Origin of the sequence: Bacillus salipaludis (assembly GCF_030938565.1) — a bacterium.
In the GTDB taxonomy this organism is placed as follows: Bacteria; Bacillota; Bacilli; order Bacillales; family Cytobacillaceae; genus Neobacillus; species Neobacillus salipaludis_A.
Map to the genome: position 1 here is coordinate 4,205,626 of NZ_JAVGVR010000001.1, position 22,045 is coordinate 4,227,670.

General features: G+C 42.9%; 11 protein-coding genes, 3 rRNA genes, 2 pseudogenes and 1 riboswitch. Of the genes and pseudogenes, 3 read left to right on the forward strand and 13 right to left on the reverse strand.

Annotated elements, in window-relative coordinates; genetic code table 11:
* Window positions 1-235: 235 nt before the first annotated feature.
* The 4 genes from rrf to RCG21_RS20965 form a co-directional block, all read right to left on the reverse strand.
* A 5S ribosomal RNA gene (gene rrf / locus RCG21_RS20950) occupies window positions 236-352 on the reverse strand.
* Window positions 353-568: 216 nt separating this feature from the next.
* Window positions 569-3,507 (reverse strand): 23S ribosomal RNA (locus RCG21_RS20955).
* A gap of 301 nt (window positions 3,508-3,808) precedes the next feature.
* A 16S ribosomal RNA gene (locus RCG21_RS20960) occupies window positions 3,809-5,358 on the reverse strand.
* The 16S, 23S and 5S rRNA genes sit together here, the layout of an rRNA operon.
* 511 nt (window positions 5,359-5,869) lie before the next feature.
* Window positions 5,870-10,213: an alpha-amylase family glycosyl hydrolase gene (locus RCG21_RS20965; RefSeq protein WP_308913732.1), complete on the reverse strand. Its 4,344-nt coding sequence runs from the start codon at window positions 10,211-10,213 to the stop codon at window positions 5,870-5,872.
* Window positions 10,214-10,433: 220 nt separating this feature from the next.
* On the opposite strand from RCG21_RS20965, the gene RCG21_RS20970 reads away from it, so the two are divergent.
* Both RCG21_RS20970 and RCG21_RS20975 read left to right on the forward strand, forming a co-directional pair.
* Complete coding sequence (locus tag RCG21_RS20970; protein WP_235824946.1) at window positions 10,434-10,847, forward strand: NUDIX hydrolase; 414 nt, start codon at window positions 10,434-10,436, stop codon at window positions 10,845-10,847.
* A 109-nt stretch (window positions 10,848-10,956) separates the two neighbouring features.
* Window positions 10,957-12,144: an MFS transporter gene (locus RCG21_RS20975; RefSeq protein ID WP_133339744.1), complete on the forward strand. Its 1,188-nt coding sequence runs from the start codon at window positions 10,957-10,959 to the stop codon at window positions 12,142-12,144.
* Window positions 12,145-12,174: 30 nt separating this feature from the next.
* Here RCG21_RS20975 and RCG21_RS20980 read toward each other — a convergent pair whose 3' ends face one another.
* The 8 genes and pseudogenes from RCG21_RS20980 to RCG21_RS21015 form a co-directional block, all read right to left on the reverse strand.
* On the reverse strand, window positions 12,175-12,960 hold the full coding sequence (locus RCG21_RS20980; protein ID WP_133339742.1) for an HAD family hydrolase: 786 nt from the start codon (window positions 12,958-12,960) through the stop codon (window positions 12,175-12,177).
* Between the two features lie 105 nt (window positions 12,961-13,065).
* Window positions 13,066-14,244, reverse strand: a complete 1,179-nt coding sequence (locus RCG21_RS20985) for a glucose-1-phosphate adenylyltransferase (RefSeq protein ID WP_133339740.1) — start codon at window positions 14,242-14,244, stop codon at window positions 13,066-13,068.
* A 188-nt stretch (window positions 14,245-14,432) separates the two neighbouring features.
* Window positions 14,433-15,503, reverse strand: coding sequence for a permease (locus tag RCG21_RS20990; RefSeq protein ID WP_308913733.1), 1,071 nt, complete (start codon window positions 15,501-15,503; stop codon window positions 14,433-14,435).
* A 275-nt stretch (window positions 15,504-15,778) separates the two neighbouring features.
* Window positions 15,779-16,492, reverse strand: a complete 714-nt coding sequence (gene chbG / locus RCG21_RS20995) for a chitin disaccharide deacetylase (protein WP_133339736.1) — start codon at window positions 16,490-16,492, stop codon at window positions 15,779-15,781.
* Window positions 16,489-16,806, reverse strand: a complete 318-nt coding sequence (locus RCG21_RS21000) for a PTS lactose/cellobiose transporter subunit IIA (RefSeq protein ID WP_372512769.1) — start codon at window positions 16,804-16,806, stop codon at window positions 16,489-16,491. Before RCG21_RS21000 ends, chbG begins: the two co-directional genes overlap by 4 nt.
* A gap of 10 nt (window positions 16,807-16,816) precedes the next feature.
* Window positions 16,817-18,144, reverse strand: a pseudogene (locus RCG21_RS21005) (6-phospho-beta-glucosidase).
* Window positions 18,145-18,223: 79 nt separating this feature from the next.
* Entirely contained in the window at window positions 18,224-19,591 is a 1,368-nt protein-coding gene (locus RCG21_RS21010; protein ID WP_308914289.1) for a PTS sugar transporter subunit IIC, read from the reverse strand.
* An 8-nt stretch (window positions 19,592-19,599) separates the two neighbouring features.
* Window positions 19,600-19,908 carry a PTS sugar transporter subunit IIB gene (locus RCG21_RS21015; RefSeq protein ID WP_133339730.1) on the reverse strand — a complete coding sequence of 103 codons (309 nt, stop codon included), beginning with the start codon at window positions 19,906-19,908 and terminating at the stop codon, window positions 19,600-19,602.
* 294 nt (window positions 19,909-20,202) lie between these two features.
* On the opposite strand from RCG21_RS21015, the gene RCG21_RS21020 reads away from it, so the two are divergent.
* Window positions 20,203-20,931: a GntR family transcriptional regulator gene (locus RCG21_RS21020; protein WP_308913734.1), complete on the forward strand. Its 729-nt coding sequence runs from the start codon at window positions 20,203-20,205 to the stop codon at window positions 20,929-20,931.
* Between the two features lie 85 nt (window positions 20,932-21,016).
* Here the strand turns inward: RCG21_RS21020 and RCG21_RS21025 are convergent.
* Window positions 21,017-21,777, reverse strand: a pseudogene (locus tag RCG21_RS21025) (MerR family transcriptional regulator).
* Window positions 21,778-21,942: 165 nt separating this feature from the next.
* Window positions 21,943-22,044: riboswitch (purine riboswitch) on the forward strand.
* Window position 22,045 lies beyond the last annotated feature (1 nt).

Below are 22,045 nucleotides of genomic sequence, written 5' to 3' on the forward strand. Positions count from 1 at the left end.
TCCGAAAAGGAAAAATCCTAATGAAAACATATTACAAAGACCTTATCCGCAACAAAGTTCCTAATAATTACCATCTTTTAGGTATTCTTTTATAAAAAATAGCTTTCTCAATTTATTTTCCAGGTTTTGATTTTATTGTCCCATTTTTGAACTATATTCCCCACCTTTAATTGTATTATTTTCCAGTAAATGAAACATCAAAAAAGACAACCCTCTTTAGGTTGTCTTTCATCATGCCTGGCAACGTCCTACTCTCACAGGGGGACAGCCCCCAACTACCATCGGCGCTGAGAAGCTTAACTTCCGTGTTCGGTATGGGAACGGGTGTGACCTTCTCGCCATTATTGCCAGACTATTTATATGAGGTATCATTCCCTCAAAACTAGATAATACAGAAGAAGTTTTTAGTAAAAACGAGTTCACCTTCATATGATACATATGACTTGTCTAGCTTCGGCTCCTAACTTCTCGGCCGTTTCGATCCGTCTCTACAAATCCAAAAGGCAGGATTTGCAGTGCCGGCTCGGAAGCGTTCGTCGAAGTTGAACAGTCGCCTTCGCTTTTCGTTTTGGTTAAGTCCTCGATCGATTAGTATCAGTCAGCTCCACATGTCACCACGCTTCCACCTCTGACCTATCAACCTGATCATCTTTCAGGGATCTTACTAGCTTGACGCTATGGGAAATCTCATCTTGAGGGGGGCTTCATGCTTAGATGCTTTCAGCACTTATCCCGTCCGCACATAGCTACCCAGCGATGCCTTTGGCAAGACAACTGGTACACCAGCGGTGCGTCCATCCCGGTCCTCTCGTACTAAGGACAGCTCCTCTCAAATTTCCTGCGCCCACGACGGATAGGGACCGAACTGTCTCACGACGTTCTGAACCCAGCTCGCGTACCGCTTTAATGGGCGAACAGCCCAACCCTTGGGACCGACTACAGCCCCAGGATGCGATGAGCCGACATCGAGGTGCCAAACCTCCCCGTCGATGTGGACTCTTGGGGGAGATAAGCCTGTTATCCCCAGGGTAGCTTTTATCCGTTGAGCGATGGCCCTTCCATGCGGAACCACCGGATCACTAAGCCCGACTTTCGTCCCTGCTCGACTTGTAGGTCTCGCAGTCAAGCTCCCTTATGCCTTTACACTCTGCGAATGATTTCCAACCATTCTGAGGGAACCTTTGGGCGCCTCCGTTACTCTTTAGGAGGCGACCGCCCCAGTCAAACTGCCCACCTGACACTGTCTCCCACCCCGATCAGGGGTGCGGGTTAGAATTTCAATACAGCCAGGGTAGTATCCCACCGACGCCTCCACCGAAGCTAGCGCTCCGGCTTCTACGGCTCCTACCTATCCTGTACAAGCTGTACCAAAATTCAATATCAGGCTACAGTAAAGCTCCATGGGGTCTTTCCGTCCTGTCGCGGGTAACCTGCATCTTCACAGGTACTATAATTTCACCGAGTCTCTCGTTGAGACAGTGCCCAGATCGTTACGCCTTTCGTGCGGGTCGGAACTTACCCGACAAGGAATTTCGCTACCTTAGGACCGTTATAGTTACGGCCGCCGTTTACTGGGGCTTCGATTCAGAGCTTCGCTTTTAAGGCTAACCCCTCCTCTTAACCTTCCAGCACCGGGCAGGCGTCAGCCCCTATACTTCGCCTTGCGGCTTCGCAGAGACCTGTGTTTTTGCTAAACAGTCGCCTGGGCCTATTCACTGCGGCTCTTCGAGGCTATTCACCTCAAAGAGCACCCCTTCTCCCGAAGTTACGGGGTCATTTTGCCGAGTTCCTTAACGAGAGTTCTCTCGCTCACCTTAGGATTCTCTCCTCGCCTACCTGTGTCGGTTTGCGGTACGGGCACCTTTTATCTCGCTAGAGGCTTTTCTTGGCAGTGTGGAATCAGGAACTTCGGTACTAAATTTCCCTCGCCGTCACAGCTCAGCCTTTATGAGAAGCGGATTTTCCTACTTCTCAGCCTAACTGCTTGGACGCGCATATCCAATAGCGCGCTTACCCTATCCTCCTGCGTCCCCCCATCACTCAAACGATAAAGAGGTGGTACAGGAATATCAACCTGTTGTCCATCGCCTACGCCTTTCGGCCTCGGCTTAGGTCCCGACTAACCCTGAGCGGACGAGCCTTCCTCAGGAAACCTTAGGCATTCGGTGGATGAGATTCTCACTCATCTTTCGCTACTCATACCGGCATTCTCACTTCTAAGCGCTCCACCAGTCCTTACGGTCTAGCTTCAACGCCCTTAGAACGCTCTCCTACCGCGGACACCTAATGGTGTCCACCCACAGCTTCGGTGATACGTTTAGCCCCGGTACATTTTCGGCGCAGAGTCACTCGACCAGTGAGCTATTACGCACTCTTTAAATGGTGGCTGCTTCTAAGCCAACATCCTGGTTGTCTAAGCAACTCCACATCCTTTTCCACTTAACGTATACTTTGGGACCTTAGCTGGTGGTCTGGGCTGTTTCCCTTTTGACTACGGATCTTATCACTCGCAGTCTGACTCCCACGGATAAGTCATTGGCATTCGGAGTTTGTCTGAATTCGGTAACCCGATGAGGGCCCCTAGTCCAAACAGTGCTCTACCTCCAAGACTCTTACTTCGTGAGGCTAGCCCTAAAGCTATTTCGGAGAGAACCAGCTATCTCCAAGTTCGATTGGAATTTCTCCGCTACCCACACCTCATCCCCGCACTTTTCAACGTGCGTGGGTTCGGGCCTCCATCCAGTGTTACCTGGACTTCACCCTGGACATGGGTAGATCACCTGGTTTCGGGTCTACGACCACATACTCATACGCCCTATTCAGACTCGCTTTCGCTGCGGCTCCGTCTCATCAACTTAACCTTGCATGTAATCGTAACTCGCCGGTTCATTCTACAAAAGGCACGCCATCACCCATAAACGGGCTCTGACTACTTGTAGGCACACGGTTTCAGGAACTATTTCACTCCCCTTCCGGGGTGCTTTTCACCTTTCCCTCACGGTACTGGTTCACTATCGGTCACTAGGGAGTATTTAGCCTTGGGAGATGGTCCTCCCTGCTTCCGACCGGATTTCACGTGTCCGGCCGTACTCAGGATCCACTCAGGAGGGAACGAAGTTTCGACTACAGGGTTTTTACCTTCTATGACGGACCTTTCCAGATCGCTTCATCTACCCCGTTCCTTTGTAACTCCATGTTGAGTGTCCTACAACCCCGAAAGGCAAGCCTTTCGGTTTGGGCTGTTCCCGTTTCGCTCGCCGCTACTCAGGGAATCGCGTTTGCTTTCTCTTCCTCCGGGTACTTAGATGTTTCAGTTCCCCGGGTCTGCCTTCATTATCCTATGTATTCAGATAAAGATACTGCTCCATTACGAACAGTGGGTTCCCCCATTCGGAAATCTCCGGATCAAAGCTTACTTACAGCTCCCCGAAGCATATCGGTGTTAGTCCCGTCCTTCATCAGCTCCTAGTGCCAAGGCATTCACCGTGCGCCCTTTCTAACTTAACCTAAAAGGTTTTACTCTAAAATTAGAGAGAAAAACTAAAATGGCGATTACTCGGTTTTTACTTGGTTACTTCTTCTTACGGTTATCTAGTTTTCAAGGAACGTGGCTACTGATTTCAATCACATCATGATTAAACATCAGAGCGTTACTTCATGCTGCCATGCGACGAGCTGAGGGATAACTTCCTCGAACTACTGCGGCGCAGGAGCAATGTTTTTTTTGAGAGAAAATTGCACTCTCAAAACTAAACAAACAAGAAACGGTCAACTTCTTATCAGTCCATGAGGACTGCATTATCCTTAGAAAGGAGGTGATCCAGCCGCACCTTCCGATACGGCTACCTTGTTACGACTTCACCCCAATCATCTGTCCCACCTTAGGCGGCTGGCTCCTTACGGTTACCCCACCGACTTCGGGTGTTACAAACTCTCGTGGTGTGACGGGCGGTGTGTACAAGGCCCGGGAACGTATTCACCGCGGCATGCTGATCCGCGATTACTAGCGATTCCGGCTTCATGTAGGCGAGTTGCAGCCTACAATCCGAACTGAGAATGGTTTTATGGGATTGGCTAAACCTCGCGGTTTCGCAGCCCTTTGTACCATCCATTGTAGCACGTGTGTAGCCCAGGTCATAAGGGGCATGATGATTTGACGTCATCCCCACCTTCCTCCGGTTTGTCACCGGCAGTCACCTTAGAGTGCCCAACTGAATGCTGGCAACTAAGATCAAGGGTTGCGCTCGTTGCGGGACTTAACCCAACATCTCACGACACGAGCTGACGACAACCATGCACCACCTGTCACTCTGTCCCCCGAAGGGGAAAGTCCTATCTCTAGGAGTGTCAGAGGATGTCAAGACCTGGTAAGGTTCTTCGCGTTGCTTCGAATTAAACCACATGCTCCACCGCTTGTGCGGGCCCCCGTCAATTCCTTTGAGTTTCAGCCTTGCGGCCGTACTCCCCAGGCGGAGTGCTTAATGCGTTAGCTGCAGCACTAAAGGGCGGAAACCCTCTAACACTTAGCACTCATCGTTTACGGCGTGGACTACCAGGGTATCTAATCCTGTTTGCTCCCCACGCTTTCGCGCCTCAGCGTCAGTTACAGACCAGAAAGCCGCCTTCGCCACTGGTGTTCCTCCACATCTCTACGCATTTCACCGCTACACGTGGAATTCCGCTTTCCTCTTCTGCACTCAAGTCCCCCAGTTTCCAATGACCCTCCACGGTTGAGCCGTGGGCTTTCACATCAGACTTAAAGGACCGCCTGCGCGCGCTTTACGCCCAATAATTCCGGACAACGCTTGCCACCTACGTATTACCGCGGCTGCTGGCACGTAGTTAGCCGTGGCTTTCTGGTTAGGTACCGTCAAGGTACCGGCAGTTACTCCGATACTTGTTCTTCCCTAACAACAGAGCTTTACGACCCGAAGGCCTTCATCGCTCACGCGGCGTTGCTCCGTCAGACTTTCGTCCATTGCGGAAGATTCCCTACTGCTGCCTCCCGTAGGAGTCTGGGCCGTGTCTCAGTCCCAGTGTGGCCGATCACCCTCTCAGGTCGGCTACGCATCGTCGCCTTGGTGAGCCGTTACCTCACCAACTAGCTAATGCGCCGCGGGCCCATCTGTAAGTGTCAGCCGAAACCGACTTTCAGCTTTCCCTCATGAGAGGAAAAGGATTATCCGGTATTAGCTCCGGTTTCCCGAAGTTATCCCAGTCTTACAGGCAGGTTGCCCACGTGTTACTCACCCGTCCGCCGCTAACCAACAGGAGCAAGCTCCTATTGATTCGCTCGACTTGCATGTATTAGGCACGCCGCCAGCGTTCGTCCTGAGCCAGGATCAAACTCTCCAAAAAAGAGAGACTTCTATCGCGGGGTGTTTTCCCCGCGATGGTTAGTCGAACTTTCCGGGTATTTACGTGCAGTTTATCCGGAAGGATATTACTGCACGTTAATACGGGGAAAGTTGATATAGCTCATTTGTTACGTTGGCTCATGTTCTCTATATAATAGAAGAAACACGATTATTATTGTTTGTTGACGTTTTTGTTTGTTTAGTTTTCAAAGAACAATTTAAACGAGATTTAATATCTTATCACATTACCTTTTTGAAATCAACATCTTTTTTAATATTTTCATTCATTTTTGAGGGAACTTTTATATCATACCATTTAAGTACCATTGATACAACATATAATTTTTTCCAAAACATCTTTTATCTATAATTCCTTTTCAAAAAGATTTTGATGTTCCAGAGTGGACTTTTTCTATATTACCACCACAACAATCATCCTTCAATATGAAAAATAATCCAATTTCAAAAAAGTGCCTCTATCCTACCAAGAGGACAGAGGCATTACTGCTTGATTACTTTTTTATAATCGTATATTCAATCGTCTTCGTATTTTTACTGATCGCCCCGCCATCGTTTTTAAAGATGGTTGATTGAGCAGTTTCTGATGGTTCAATATGAATCGAAAATTGGTTTTCCCCATCCTTAAGAGCAACATTATGAGAGAAGCTCATATCAGCATTAATCGGTACATTCTGACCATTAATCGTGAGGACTCCATCTTTAATGGCAGTTCCCTTTAATGTAATGCTATCACTTGAAACAGATTCTCCATCAGTATGCGAGGTAATCATAACTGGCTGGTCAATCCAGCGAAGGATTTTATCCTGAACCACCATCTGGTTGCCACCTTGATTTGTGACGACTACGGAAAGATCTGTACCCGGTGCTCCGTAGCCATAATAGCTGATATCATCATCATTTGGATTAGTAGGGGTGTGGTCAGCGAGACCTTCTTCATCCCACGTTCCATTTTTAACGTACTTATATGTCAGCACTTCCCCTTCCTCCGCTTCGACCGTATATTCATAATCATTAGTCACTGCACCGCCGCGCGTCATCGTCCAAGCTCCAGTATTCCAGCCATTTTTACTGCCCGGGATGGTAATATTCACTCCAAGCGGTGTATAAGACGGTGCATTCACCTTAAACGTCACCTTAACAGTCACAAGTTCAGGTGTAATGTTAACAGTATTCGATTTTACAACATTTCCTGCCTGGTCATAAATGTCCACTTCGTACTGATACGATTTTCCATTTATTACATTTATATCCTTGTATGAATCTGTACTAGAATCAAACAACTGATCAATGATTTCGCCATCACGAACAATGGCAACCATGTAAGGATCTTTCGCCCCATCAGCCTTCCAAGATAGATTGACCTGTCCCGACTCCTGTGCAGGCTGCTTCAAGGTTACTTTATCAACAGGAGCAGTGGTATCATCCCCTTTTGTAAACTCCGCTGTTTGTGCATCACTCACTGCCCAGGTCCGTCCTAAATCCGTTGAAATCGCATATCGATATTGATAGCTTCCTTCTTTTAATGGAAGGAAATTTGCACTGAAGGCATTCACAGATTCATCTTGATTCACATAAATTGCTTCATAGTCAGACCATATATCCTTCCCAGGTGATTTCACCTGCAGCTTCACACGCAATCCTTCCATCTGGCCTTTTTCTGTCTCACCTTTTACAAAAATATTAGCGGTAACCGTTTGTGGTTTCGCAAGGTCGATCGTAGCAGGTTGCAACGCTGTAATGTGATCCAGCTTATAAAGACCATCCGTTAACTCCACATGCGGAATTACCGACTTCGCTGTTTCAACTTTTTCAGAGCTATTACCGTTTTTATCAAGTGCTGCAACGGCAAAATAATATTTACGGCCGTTATCCAATCCATCAATGGTTACAGAATTCCCCGCGGTTTCTTTTACTTGTTTATAAAAAGCTCCGGAAATTGTCGTTTGGTAAATAGCGTAACTTTTTGCATCGCCTTCCCAAGTTAGTGTTGCCGAGTGGCTTCCTTCTTTTACGGTTAATTCGCTAACTGCTTCCGGACGTTTTAGGTTCTGACCTTTATCAGAAACCAGCATCCGTCCGCTCATTGCAGGAACCGTAACTGTTAGCTTCCCGTCCTTCGAAACGGCAATGTACTTTTTATCAAGCTGATCCGTTAAAGAAATGCCATTTTTCAATAAATCTCCAACATTCAGTTCAACCGTTTTTGCTTCGCTTCCTCGGTTGGTCAGCACCACTGCGAAATTCTTTTTATCGGAGCGGGAAAATGCAAGCACATCCCCTTTGGCATAGAGATGGTTCAAATCGCCAAAGCTGAATAAATCATGATAATCGTTGCGCACTTTTCCTATTGATTGATAGTGTTTTACAAGATCCTTGTCTTCCTTCCCCCATGGATAGGTGCGGCGGTTGTCCGGATCCTTTGATCCCGTTACACCTGCTTCATCCCCGTAATAAACGGTTGGCACGCCGGCATATCCCATTTGCAGAATTGCCGCGAGCTTAAGACGTTGAATCCCGAGTTTTGGATTATAATTTTTATCCAGCTCCGCCCGTTCATAGGAATCCGTTCCATTCCCTAAGATAAAGGAAGCACGCGCAGTATCATGGGATCCCATTAGGTTCATCAAGGAATAAAAAGCTTCCTTTGGATAATCTTCATATACGGCATTCAGCTGATTTTCGGCCCCTTCTGCATTTCTATTTTTCAAATAATTAATCATGGCATCGCGGAAACGATAATTCATGACAGAATCATATTGGTCACCAAGGAAATACTTGGAGGCATCGTCCCAAATTTCCCCTAGAATTAATGGATCATCTTTCTTGCCAGTTTTCAGTTCTTTTCTGAATTCTCGCCAAAACTCAGGGTCCACTTCGTTTGCAACGTCTAAACGCCAGCCAGAAGCACCACGGTCAAGCCAGGTTTTGGCTACTGAATCCTTATCGTACATAATGTAGTTGGCAAACTGTTTATTGTTTAACTCTGAATTATAATCGACAGCTTCTCCAGGAATTGATTTAATTTCCGGAAGTGAATCATAGCCCCACCAACCCTGGTATTGATAGACACCATCCACTTTTTTGTTTTCAATGTTGAACCAGTTTTGAAAACCATACGGGCTGAAAATTTGTCCATCCGCTTTGAACTTTTCCTCTACCTGTTTCTTGGCATCGGCTTCTTTTACCCCTTTGTTCACTAGGTCATAAATGGCGGACCAGTATTCATAGGCTCCGACCGTTTTATATTTTCCGTAACGGTCAAAGTAAATCGAATCATCCCCGACATGGTTAAACACGCCGTCTAAAATTAAATGCATCTTCCGTTTCTTTAATTCCTTTGTAAAAGCTTGAAATTCTTCCGGCGTGCCGAACATCGGATCAATCGTTTTATAATCAGTTGCATCGTATTTATGATTAGATGCCGCTTCAGCAATTGGATTTAAATAGAGGGTGTTCACACCTAATGATTGAATATAATCAAGCTTTTTTTGAATTCCGGCAATATCCCCGCCAAAGAAATCATTGGACCATATTTTATCGCCATCATACCCATCCGTGCTTTCTTGACGAGGGTTGTCAGGCAGTTGATTCCAGCTGCGATGCTCAATCGGCTCATCGCCCCGGGCATTTGATTTTGCCTCATCATTCTTTTTATTTCCATTTAAAAATCGGTCTGGAAAAATCTGATAGACAACAGCTTCCTTCATCCAATCAGGAGTTTTGAACCCTGGGTCAAAAACGGTTAATTGGAATAAAGATGCATTTGATTCGGAAGCTGTCCCTTTTCCGCCTTCTTGGGTATCTTCACCGTATTCTTCTAGAGCATTGCCATCACGGGCAATAAATTTATAGCCATAAACACCTTTTTCTCCCGGCGTAAACGACGTTTCCCAAAACTCTACTTGTTTGCCATTCTGCTCAATCCATCCGGCATTTTTCATCTCGATGGTAGAGGTATTTCCAGTGTTATAGTTTTTAAGCTGAACCTTTGCACTAGTTAAATCCCCCTTTTTCTCTTGAAGACGAAGCTTCACCGTATCCCCCGTCTTAACTGCACCGAACGGTGAGCGGTAAGCTGTGTCCCATGTGTTGTGCAATAGCTGGTCCCCCTGGATTTTGCCGTCCGGCACTCCTGGGTCATAGTCCGTGTACACATCTTTTGTATCGTGATTATAAAAGAACGTAACGGTCGAATCCTTTAGGACATTTAAAACAAAATTGTTTCCAGGATAAGCAGGGGCTGACCAATCTTTTCCTAAAACGATCTTAAACTCGTATTTTCCTTTCGGCACTTGAGTGGTATATGTGTAAACATTATCTTGGTCCCCATCTTGTAAAATAGCAGTGGAATCGCCTGGGGACCAATCACTGCCGGCATTGATTTTGGGCTGGATATCCCCGACAAGTCTTGGCTTTTGCTCATCTGGCAACTCTAATGGAACGGTTACTTTATGCGTGTTATCATCGTAAATAAATTTAACTTTTGTTTCTTTTTCAAGACTCAATTTGTAATTTTCTCCACCTGCAACCCCATTCGCCCCATAATTTTCATCCCATGAGCCATTGATGGCAACTTTATATTCATAGTTTCCAGCAGGCAGTGTTCCTGTGAATATGTATGTTCCGTTTTCTTGCTGCTTCATTTGAGTGGCGGGGTCGGCGGGATTCCAATCACCCGATCCCCCAAGTTCAGTCTGCAAATCACCAACAAGGGTTACAACCCGTTCCGCTGCGTTTGTTTGTTTTGGGTTCATTAGCGCTGCGCCTGCAATCGTTTGCACAATGAGCAAAAAGAGAGTTAGCAAGTTTACAAACTTACTAGATTTTCTTTTCATAAATTTCCTCCTTTTCATTTTTATAAGTTAAGGCAAACGTTTGCACAAATATCATTAGAAAACGCTTACTTAAAAGCTATTATCTCACCTCGGTATTTTCAGAAAAATAGGACTATTTCACTGTTTTGTCAGATAATTCGACAGAATCCAAGAGTTTTAACCTTACAATTCATTAAATATAGAAAGTATTGCAATATATTTTAAGATGAAGGTGTTTTGGATGAACAAAATCGTTTTTGTAGTGAAGGGCGTTATTTTTCATAATGGCAAGGTTTTAATTGTTCAACGGGCAAGAACCAATAAAATTGGCCACAGTAAATGGGAATGTGCCGGCGGTAAAATCGAGTTTGGCGAAGATTTAGAAGCCGCACTTAAGAGAGAAGTAAAGGAAGAAACCGGTTTAGAGATTACGGTTGGAAAAGTTTTATATGCAACTACTTTTAGAAATGGTCCTTCCACACAGCTCATTATTCTAACCTATCAATGTGCGAGCGAAAATAGTGAAGTCACTCTCTCAGAGGAGCATTCGTCTCATAAATGGGTCAGCAAAGAGGAAATAAAAGGGTTCCTGAAGCCTGAAATTATTAACGATTTTGAGAAAAATCAGGTGTTTGCCCTTGAAGAGTGGGGCTGAATTTTATCCCTCCACTTCCCTAACAAAGAAAATTTCTCCCACTCCCCCTCCCAAGCACGACATTCTGGTAAAATGAAAGATATTTAGCAAACCGAAGGAAGTGAGTATCTTGAAATCCGGAAACGGGAAAATTTTGCTTGGGTTATCAATTGCCGCCTTTATGGGGCCGTTTACCCAAACGATCTATACACCAAGCTTGGGGGAGGTGGGACATTATTATCACGCAAGCCAATTTATGGTCAATCTAACCATCTCCTTATATACCTTTGTGTTAGCGACCAACCAATTCCTAGTTGGCCCACTGGCAGATACCCGCGGGCGAAGAGCGACCCTGCTTCCAGGCCTGCTTATTTTTATTGTAGGGTCCTTGATTTGTTTCCTCTCCCCCAACTACTATCTATTTCTATTTGGGCGGGCGCTGCAGGCATTCGGAATTACAACTGGCTCCGTCGTTGCAGCAGCGGTTATCGGTGATCTTTATCCACCAAAAGAACGAGGTAAAGCAATGAGCGTGTACCAGACGATGGTGTTCCTTGGTCCCGTTCTTGGTCCGGTCGTTGGAAGCTTTATCGCCGCCTCCGCTGATTGGCACACCGCTTTTGCTGTCTTAGCAGCCGGCGCATTATTTGCCTACTTTTATAATCGCGTCATCCTGCCGGAAACCCTATCGAAAGAAACAGCTCCTAGAAAAATCACGATTCAGACCTTTTTAGGAATCCTGACGAATCGGGCCGCTTTTTCTGTTTTACTTTTGGGCTTTGTCCAGTTTTACGGCTATTATATTTACCTTGTCTTTATTCCCGGCTTGTTAGATGAATTATTTCAGGTTCCATTGGCTGTAAAAGGGCTGTTTTTCCTCCCGCTTACCGCAGGAATCGTCATAGGTTCGCTTGTTGGCGGAAAACTTCAATCGTTCATGAGGCATACCTCCATTCTGATTTATACGGCCTATGGAATTGGAATCGTAGTAACCGTCTTTTGGGTGTGCCTGCACTGGGGTCTCTTAAATATACCATCCCTGATTGTCTTACTCCTTTTCTATGGGGTAATGCTCGGGATGAGCTTACCGTCCCAATCCACCTCGCTCGTCAATTTATTTGCCAAGGAAAAAGGAACCGCTATGGGAGTTTACAATTTTGTCCGGTTCACCGGTGCCGCGATTGGGCCGCTTCTAGGATCTGCCCTATTTAAACTCGGCGGCGATGATGCCTTATACATCACGTTATTCTTGTTCCTGTTATGCGGCGCAGTGGTTATCCAGAAGAGCAGCCGAGCAAACGAGGAATTACACGGATAAACAGTAAAAAAGCCAGGCACTTTGCCTGGCTTACTTTAATTCCTCGATAATTGAAAAAAGCTCTTCTAAATGTTTAATTTCATACGTAGGAATCACTTCGTTACGTTCCTTCTCATGGCGATTAATCCAAACCGATTGAATCCCAGCACGATTAGCCCCAAGTATATCAGTCATCAGGTTATCCCCTACCATAATCACTTCTTCTTTTTCCAGCTCCATTAAGGAAAGTGCATGTTCAAAAAGAGACGGATCCGGCTTTCCTCTGCCAAAATCTCCAGAAATCACGATTTTATCAAAATACGGTACCAGCTCAGGGGTAATCGTTAATTTCGTATTTTGTAAATCCGGTGAACCATTGGTTAAAAGCAGCAATCGATAATTTCCTTTTAGCGCATCCAATGTTTTAAAAGTTTCCTCGTAAACAAACGGTGTCTTCCGACGCTCTTCTGGAAAACGCTCTGCTAATTCATAGCCAAAATCAGGGTCATCCACTCCTAATTTTTTCAAACCTGCAGTCCAGGCATCCTTACGATATAGTGGAACCATTTCCTTCATTTTCGGGAACTCATCATGTTCATCTAAAAAATTCCCCCATAGTCCTTCAAAGGGGTTGATTCCGATCATTTGCGTAAAAGGATAGAATTCATAGGAAGAGTATAGCTTTCTGGCTTCTTCACGAACCGCTTCCTCCAATTGTTCATGATCAACACCATAACGTTCTTCCGCGACCTTACAAGTCGCAACAAATGCATCCTTCACGCTTTTTTGATCCCAAAGAAGTGTATCATCTAAGTCGAAAAAAATTGCTTTTAACATTTTGAACCTCACCTTGTGTTTGATTTATATTTTAATAGTTTACCATCTTTGAAATAAAAAAAATATAAAGAAAACTCGCCAATTTGGCGAGCAACAAAAATTATTTTACGTCATCACCATCTTCACCCTCGATTGCAGCTTAGATTGTTCAATCGCTAAATCAATCATTACATGATTCCCCACAACCATTAAGTGCCGTTCAGGGTTTTTTGAAAAAATAATCACTCCTTTTTTAATCAAGGATTGGCCGCCCACAACGGCATTTTCTATCCATACATTTTCTTCCACAATGGTTTTCGGCAGGATCACGGCATTTTTGATATGTGAACCCTTCCCGATTTTTACACCGTTGAATAATACGGAATTCTCAACAGTTCCGAAGATTTCACAGCCCTCGCTAATTAAGCTTTGCTGCACCTTTGCCCGTTCATCCAAAAATAATGGCGGGTATTGGCTAGCAACCGTTTGAATCGGCCAATCTGTATTTTGGAGAAAAATATTTTTTCCACGATCTAAAAGATCTAAATTTGCTCTCCAATAACTGTGAACGGTCCCGACATCCTTCCAATAATCCTTAAAAAGATATGCATAAAGCTTTAGCCGATCCTCAAGCATCGCTGGTATTAAATCCTTACCAAAATCCCGATGTTCCGCCTGCTCGGCCAAAATCAAATATTCTTTTAAAACTGGCCATTTAAAAAGATAAATTCCCATAGAAGCCAAATTAGATGATGGGTGATCAGGCTTTTCTTCAAAATCAAGGATGCGCATGGTAGCATGATTCATTTTTAGAAGACCAAAACGCTTGGCATCCGCCCATGGAACTTCAACTGCTGCGATAGTACAATCGGCATTAGTTTCGATGTGCTGTTCAAGCATAAGCGTATAATCCATTTTATAGACTTGGTCCCCGGAAAGAATAAGGACATGCTCAGGATTGTAATGCTCAATAAACTCAATATTTTGGTACACAGCATGGGAAGTGCCCTCATACCATTCAATACCATCATCATTCCGTTGATAAGGAGGAAGAATAGCTAAGCCTCCTTTTTGGTCAAATTGGTTGTAACTTCCAAGATGTGAATGTAAAGCAAGCGGCATGAATTGTGTCAAAATCCCAACAGTGTCAATCCCTGAATTTCTACAATTACTTAATGCAAAATCAATAATGCGGTATTTCCCGCCAAATGGCATCGCAGGTTTTACCATCGTGTGGGTCAGCAGATTTAATCGTGTCCCTTTTCCACCGGCCAAAACAATAGCAATCCATTTTTGCTTATTCATTTTTCACCCTCCTTGTTAAAACTTTCACAATCATGTGCCGCTTTTTTCCTTTCTCTAATACTATATTATCTCCTGTTTTTTCCATATTTTCAGTTTTCATGTGTCAGTTTTGTGAATTTTCACCACATTTTTATCGACTCATATTGACAAAAAAAATAGACACATGAAAACTCATGCGTCTACCTTTATTAAAGTATGAACATTCCTACGATTCCGCTCAGGATACCGATTACTACTGTCGAACCTGCGACGAAGAACAATACCTTTTTCGGAAATGATCTTGCAACAAGGATAAGTGATGGAAGACTAACGGATGGCAATGTCACTAAAAGTGCTGCAGCCGGTCCGCCGCCAAGTCCAAACGACATAAACGTTTGAATGATAGGAATCTCTGCTGCAGTTGGGATTACGAATAACATCCCTGCAATCGCAAAACCTAACACGGTAAGAATCCCATTTGCAGCTGCATCGCCAATATGCGGGAACAGCCACACTTTTACCGCACCCATTAACAAAACTGAAAGGATATAGGCTGGAATAATATATAACACCATGCTGCTCATAGCTTTTACCCATCTTGCTAAAAATGAACCTGATGCTTCTTTCTCTGCTTTTTCGAGCATTTTATCAAGGTCTACCACCTTTGAATTTGGTGCGAAGCGATTCGCCAAGTAACTCACACCGAACGTTAAGATGACACCAAAAATTAAGCGTAACAAGGTAAACTTCCAAGATAAAACAAATGTCATAAAAATTAATACGGCTGGATTAAGCGTAGGATTCCCAATCCAAAACGCAAGGCTCGCACCAACTGAGACATTCTTTTTACGTAGGCCGACAGCAATGGGTGCTGCACAGCATGTGCACATCATCCCTGGAAGTGATGCAAGTCCGGCTACAGCCGTACTGCCAAAAGAAGTTTTTCCAAGAACTTTTAACAGCCAGTTCGTTGGGACTAATACTTGAACTAATGAACCAATGATGATTCCGAGAATGGCTGCTTTCCAAACAGCATTAAAATAGGTCAATGCGTAAGCCCAGGCACTGTCCCATGATGCAGCTGGCAGATCCGCTTTATCCCCTAAAATTGATGTACCGATGGAATGAGTAGTTGCTGCAAGAATGGATTTACCATAGTAAGGAACCCATTTTACATACGCTAATCCGGCAATCGCGATAAATAAAAATAAAATGGCATACACAACAGTCTTTTTGGAGTTAGGCTGCGGCGTTGGAATCGAACTATTCATTTGCGCCATGTTTCAAAACCTCCATTAAAAAAATCAACTTCTAAATTATATCACAATCTGTCAATCTATTAAGTCGATTTCCATCAAGCAAAATGTAAAAATGATGGCAATGGAGAGCGCTGTGTAGTGACATATAGTTCCCGTTCTGATGAATTTTTCAGCTGCTCAGGCACTGACCAAATAATGGATAGCACCTGGCAATTGGTTATTTAAAAAATGGATTGATTATTCGACAATCAATTCGACTGTCCGTCGAAGAAAAAAGACCTTCAATTACGAAGGTCTTAATTTAAATATAACATCATATTTTTTGGCAAAGTTACATGAGTTAAAATCTCAAACTCTGTTAATCTTTTAAATGTATAAGAAGAGCCCCGTAAAAGAATATTGTCCAAATAGGCAGGATGACACATAATTTCAACGATTTTGCCATCATCTATTCGTTCCGCCAGTTTATTAAAATAATCTGGTGCTACCCCTTCCCCATAGAAGTCAAACAGTGATAAGTCCGAAAAGGATTTTACACCATTGACCTGGATATGACCATTTCGTCTGACAGGTAAACCAAACTTCTCTGATAAGTTCTTTATTACCGGTTGAAATTCCTCGATAAAATGGACATGGTGATGGCTGTCGAAATGCGAAGGCTTAAGTCCAGATGAGATAAAGCGTTCAATCTGTGCAGTCCATTCCCTCTCTAGTTCATCTATTGAGATTTGATTTGCTTTAGGTAAATCGGACAATGAGTGAAAAAATCCCTCTTTATCAACCAAAGAAGGTACATCCTTCAGTAATGGTTTCCCGCACGTAAGAACAAGATGGATTCCTACTTGCAGTTCCGGATTTTTCTTCGCTAATCGAATCGCATGGTCTGTTCCAGTCAAATTCATCATCATCGTGGTCGAATTTACGATGCCATATAAATAACTATCGATTATCCCATAATTTACTCCAGGGCTAAACCCAAAATCATCTGCATTTACGATTAATTGAATCATGTTTTCCTTTCCGAAACGTGAATTCTATGATACAAATCGACCATTTCAGCAGCTAAATCCTTCAGGGTCATTGCATTCATTAAATGATCTTGCGCATGAATCAATAGCAGTGTAGCTTCTGTTTTTTCCCCTTTGATTTCACCTTGTATGAGCGAAGTTTGTATATGGTGTGCTTCATTCAAAGCTTTGGCCGATTCTGTTAGTTTAAACTTTGCCTCTTCAAAATCAGCTTGTTTTGCTGCTTGAATGGCCTCCATCGCAGCACTCCTGCCATTACCACCGTGGAGAATGATTTGAAAAACCACATTTTCCATGTTGTTCAAATTACGCCCCTCCTTTTTTAAAAAATTGTGGAAGATATTTTTGGTGTGCCTCAAGCATTTCATCAAGTATCATTTTAGCTATGCGGTCGCTTGGTACAAAAGGATTGATGGTCATTGCCAGTAAGGCAGTACCATAATCACCACTTATCGCAGCTTCAATCGCCACCCTTTCGAATGATTTCAACTGCTGTACCATCCCGCGGACTTGTATCGGCAGTTCCCCCATCACTAGTGGTTTCGGGCCATTTTTTGATATTATGGAACTGACTTCTACTGCTGAATCAATAGGAAGACTGGTGATTGCACCATTATTCCTTGTATTTACCGCCTGAATATCACATTTATCGGTATACATGGAATGAATCAATCGTACAGCTGCATCACTGTAATAGGCCCCTCCGCGCTTCTCTAGTTGTGGAGGCTTGATGGCAAGCTTGGGGTCTTGATATAAATCGAACAATTCCTCTTCCAGCTTTTTCACCACTTCCGCCCGTGTTCCACCTCGTTTAAAATTATTTAATTCTTCTTCCAGCATGTCACCGGCTTTATAATAATAATTGTGATATGGACATGGAAAAACGTCTAATGCCTTTAAGAATTCAGGCTCCCATCCCATTGCATGAATATTTTTCATCGAAATGTTGTTATTAGGATTTGTAATTAAGGAGATGACTTCTTTTTTAACCGATACGCCATCAATAAAAACATCCAATCCGTACACCATGTGATTTAAACCTGCAAAATTTATTCTTACTCTTTTATGGTCAATATCAAAAAGCTTTGCGATTCCCATTTCCATCCCAATTGGAACATTACATAAGCCTACTACTCTTTCAATATTACTGTAACGAAGGACAGCTTCTGTGACCATACCTGCAGGATTGGTAAAATTGATTAGCCATGCATTAGGACATAGTTCTTCCATTTCACGGCAAATATCAATGATTACAGGAATCGTCCTAGGGCTTTGAATAAGCCTCCAGGTCCATTCGTTTCCTGACCAAGAACACCGTATTTTAACGGGATACTCTCATCTTTTCTACGGGCTTCTAATAATCCAACCCGAAATTGAGTGGTGACAAAATCAGCCGACTTTAATGCTTCTTTTCGGTCAAATGTTAAATGGACTTGAATAGGCAATCCTGCTTTTTCCACCATTCTTTTCGCCAAATTCCCTACTATTTCAAGCTTTCTCTTACCTTCTTCAATATCGACAAGCCAAATTTCCTTTACTGGAAGTTCGTGAAAATATTTAATGAATCCTTCTATTAGTTCAGGTGTATAACTTGAACCGCCGCCAATCGTTACGATTTTTAAACCTGACTTCATTCCACCACACCTCTGGTTGAGTCTATTAACAATAACAAATAATCTAAGAAAGTATTAAACCCATTATTTAAAAAATGGTCTAAACGTTTAAAGTGTCTGTTGATTGTGCAGGAGGATTCCCCTGTTCCTTCCTAGCTTCGATTCGGCCCTGTGCAATGACAAAGGGCAGATAAATGAGGATGGAAACAGCTAAATTCACGGCAGCTAATATTGCACCTGAAATATGTCCTCCAGTAGCAAGCAATCCGCCAACAATGGCAGGTGTAACCCAAGGAATATCTGCAACAATTGGATGAACCCAGCCTAAACTAACAGAGGTATATGCGATGATTGTCATTAAAATTGGTCCAAGGATAAATGGGATAAACCATAGGGGATTAAGTACAATTGGCAAACCAAAAAGAATAGGTTCATTAATTTGGAATATTCCTGGCGGTGTTCCTAATGCAAGTAATTGTTTATGACGCTTTCTTCCAGCTATAAACATAGCAATCAATAAACCGAGTGTAGCACCTGACCCTCCCAGATAAACAAATGCGTCTAAAAATGATCCGGCTAGAACATGATACTTGCTTAAATCATGTACCCCTTGTGCATACATATTCACATTGTCCTGTCCTAATTTTGTCATTAATGGCGTAGTGATGCCGCCAAGTAAATTAGGACCATGCAGACCAAGAATCCAAAATCCATGAACTAAAAATACAATTAAAATAGCAAATAATATGGAATCGACTGCACCTGTAAGGGGTGAAACAAGTACCTTATTAATCCAATCATTTAGATAAGCACCATCACTGATGAATTTTCTTAAAATGAGTCCGAATAAGCCAATGATAAAAATCGTTGCCATTCCGGGCAGCAGTTTCGCAAACGAACGAGATACAGCAGGAGGCACCCCATCCGGCAATTTAATCACTAAATACTTTATTTTAGCTAAACGAACGAATGTTTCCGTTGCCGCAATCGCTACGATAATTCCTGTGAATAGGGCCGTAGCATTGAAATAATTCCAGCTCACAAAGCCCCATGCCCCGCCTGTTACGGCTTTCCCACCATCAGGAGTGATAGAGACATTTGCCACTTGTGGAATCAAAACAAAAAAACAAGCTGCAGCTACAAGCATTGCTTCAAAGCCATCATCACCATAGGACCTTGCCAGTTTATATGAAATACCGACAACGGCAAAGATAGTCATAAATGCAAGGGTTCCCCACCAAATATCCCCACCAAGCGTTTTCCATGTTTCTCCAAAAATAGATACCATTAAATTCTCATAATATTTACCAATACCAGGAACAGCCCCTAAGTTATTTAATAACACAGATAAGGACCCAATCATGGTAATCGCGATCATCCCTACTAAAGCATCACGAATTGCAAGAAGATGCCGATTATTTCCAAGCTTATTTGCGAATGGCATAATAAATTTATCGATAAAATTCATCAAATGCATCATTCTCCTTTTATTAGATTAATAGCTTGTTTTAATATTTCCTCTCCATTGCATAGGCCATAATGTGTCGGGTTAATCGATTCAACCGGGATGCCCTTTAATTCTCCAACCTTTTTTAACTGGGAAAGTAAATAACGGACTTGCGGTCCAAGAAGGAGAACATCTGCATCATCAAGATGGGTATTCACTTCAGTTGACGCAACTGCCCATATTTTACAGTCCAAACCTTGAGCTTTTGCACTTGCTTCCATCTTGGAAACTAAAAGACTTGTTGACATGCCAGCTGAGCAGCAAAGTAGAATTCTCACTCATAATTCCCCCTTTGTCTAAAAGATAGCGTTTTCAAAAAAGATCAAACAAACGGTTCTACATAAACCACTTTTCTTTCTCCCCTTTCCATCGATAAATTAAAAGCATCTGAAAGTTTGATGAAACAATAATATAATCACATTGTAATAACAATTCAGAATATTTACAATACAATTTTTATAAATTTGTTATTTATTTTTAATTTGTAATAACAACTTAATGATATTTGTATTAATCGTTTATTATATTGTGAAATTTTGTGATATTCTATATGTAGTAAGGGGGACGTTGCAATGATGGAAGATGCGAAGGACGGAAGTGCGCTGCACCTTAAAGTTAAGGATGCAATCATACAATTAATTAACGAAGGGGAATATAAGCCTGACTCTCAGCTGCCCACCGAGGCTGAATTTTGCGAAAAGTATGGGGTAAGCAGAACTACTGTGCGAACTGCCCTGCAGCAATTAACCATGGAGGGGTATGTGTATCGTAAAAGAGGGAGCGGAACCTTCGTATCTGCAAATAAAGTTAAACAAATTTTAACCTCGACGGTGGAACATTTTTCAAGACAAATAGCCATGCAGGGAAAAAAACCTTCTATAAAAGTATTGCAGCTAGACGTTATTCCAGCAGACGAATTTCTTAGAGACCAACTCATGATACAAGAAGGCGAACCTGTTAATATGCTTGAGAGGATACGCTATGTAGATGATATCCCTATTCAGTATGAAACGGCCTATTTGCCTTGGTACAAAACTCCCGCTTTAGATAAACAAGGTTGCGAAAAGTCATTATATAACGCTTTAAAAACACAATTTGGTTTAAAAATAAATAAAACAATTGAAACACTTGAAATGTATATCGCTGATAAAGATGCTGCAGAAAAATTAAATATCTGCATTGGCGACCCTTGCTTCGTTCTAGATACGATCGCCTATCTTGGTGACGGAACCATTATTGAATATTCTAAAACCATTTATCGAGGGGATTTGGCCCATTTTGTCATTGAAAGAAACTACTAATATTTCCTTCTGGTAAATGAATAAGTCATTTTTTAAATTCGAAAAAGCGATTGGCCGTTTTCACCAATCGCCTTTTCATTATCTATTAAATGATGCCTGTGTAAATTCGAATTGCATCCCGCAGGAATTCGGCAATTCCCGGTTGTTCTTTATCATAATAAGCCCTAAACCTATCGTCATCCACATACATTTGAGCAAGCCCCGCATGCGCTTCCTTGCTGTATCCGCTCCAATAATAGGTCAGCCACTGTTTGTGGAGATCTGCCGCTTTTTGTGCTAACTCACCTGCTGGATCCCCCGTTGCGAACGCTTGGGCCAAGGCTTCCCTTACCTGCTGTTCAAGTGCAGTAACCTCTTGATATTGCTCCTGCGTCATGTTCTTTACTTTTGCATTGGATTTCTCTACTGCGTCGTTCCCATACTTTTGGCGAACCTCCTCACCAAATTTTTTCTCATTATCGTCTATCATCTTTTGCTTAAATCCTTCAAATTTTTCCTGATCCGACATATCGATTCTCCCTTCCGATAAAGCGATCGTTTTTTCCACGTTGGCAATTAGCACCTCTAATTGCGCTCTTTTTCCAGGAGTTTCTCACGATGTTCCCGCAGTGCTTGTGCCCCATCAAAGGATGGTGCGGTAACGATTTTCTTAATATTGTCTAAACTAACACCAAGCTCACGGTAAAATAGGATCTGCTGCAAACGATCCACTTCTGCCTGCCCGTAAATCCGATATCCTGATGAATTAATTCTTGCCGGCTTAAGAATTCCAATTTCATCATAATAACGGAGTGTCCTGGTGCTAATTCCTGCTAACTTTCCAAGTTTCTGCACTGTGTACTCCATCCGCTCACCTCCTAAATTAACGATACACCCTTACGCAACGTCAAGGTCAATCCCAATTTTTAAAATTTTTACAAAGCTGAATTGTTTTTTGATAATTACAATTTTTGTTGATTTCATTGACACTTTCAACTTTTTAACGGTAAAATTTGTCCTAATAATTTAAGAGAATTTAATACAACGTGAACTCGTATAATATTGGAGATAGGGTCCAAAAGTTTCTACCAAACTGCCGTAAATAGTTTGACTACGAGAGGGAAAGGTTTTTTGG